Source organism: Myxococcaceae bacterium JPH2 (assembly GCA_016458225.1).
Classification (GTDB): Bacteria; Myxococcota; Myxococcia; order Myxococcales; family Myxococcaceae; genus Citreicoccus.
This window is the reverse complement of record JAEMGR010000093.1, coordinates 1-1,081: the sequence shown is the minus strand read 5'-3', so window position 1 is coordinate 1,081 and position 1,081 is coordinate 1. Positions and strand designations below refer to the sequence as shown.

Annotated in this window: 2 protein-coding genes; both read left to right on the top strand. The window is 67.5% G+C overall.

Annotated elements, in window-relative coordinates:
• Positions 1 to 183: hypothetical protein (locus JGU66_36240; protein MBJ6766226.1), on the top strand; the 183-nt coding region annotated here is incomplete at its 5' end.
• 8 nt (positions 184 to 191) lie between these two features.
• Positions 192 to 1,081: ABC transporter permease (locus JGU66_36235; GenBank protein ID MBJ6766225.1), on the top strand; the 890-nt coding region annotated here is incomplete at its 3' end.

Sequence of the window (1,081 nt, the reverse complement as noted above, 5' to 3'; positions counted from 1 at the left end):
CTGGTGTTGTCGCTGGGATTGGCGAAGCTGTTGGGGTCGATGCTGTTTGGGGTGACAGCGTATGACCCGTGGACGTTCGTGGGCGTGGCGGCGCTGCTGAGCGGCGTGGCCTTCATCGCGACCTGGTTGCCCGCGCGTCGGGCGACGCAGGTGGACCCCATCATCGCGCTGCGCGCGGAGTGAGTGAATCCATGAGCATGTTGCTTCAGGACGTGAAGTATGCGCTGCGCACGTTGAAGGGCAGCCCAGGTTTCGTGTTGGCCGCGGTGCTGGCGCTCGCGCTGGGGATTGGCGCGAACAGCGCGGTCTTCAGCGTGGTGAACGGGGTGCTGCTCACGCCGCCGCCGTTCCGAGAGCCCTCGCGGCTCGTGCACCTCTTCGGCAACTTCAAGGCCGCGGACTTGAAGGACATCTCGGTGTCCGTGCCCGAGTACCACGACTACCTCGAGATGCCGCGGGTCTTCGAGAGCGTGGCGGCGTACGCGCCGACCAGCCTGACGATGACCGGTGGCGACACGCCGCTGCGCTTCAACGTCGTGTACGGAACGGCGTCGCTTTTCACCACGCTCGGCGTGCAGCCGATGCTGGGGCGCTTCTATACGCAAGAGACGGAGACGCCGGGCCGCGACAAGGAAGTGGTGCTCACGCAGAAGGCGTGGCGGATCCACTTCGCCAAGGACCCCGCGGTGCTCGGCAAGGTGCTCGTGCTCGATGGTGAGTCCTACTCGGTGGTGGGCGTGCTGCCCCCGGGCGTGTCGTATCCGGCGGACATGGACCTCTACATTCCCTTCGCGCCTCCGCCCATGACGTCCCCGGATGCTCGGCGTGGCAATCGCTACCTGGACGTGGTGGCGCGGCTGAAGCCCGGCGTGACGCTGGAGGCGGCGCGCAAGGACCTGGCGCGGGTGGCGGGTGAGCAGGAGGCGGCGTACCCCGACAACTACAAGGACGGCGGCTGGGGCGTCAGCGTCAGCTCCATGGAGGACCTGGTGGTGGGGGACGTGCGAGGGACGCTGTGGATGCTGTTGGGGGCGGTGGGCTTCGTGCTGCTGGTGGCGTGCTCGAGCGTGGCGAACCTGCT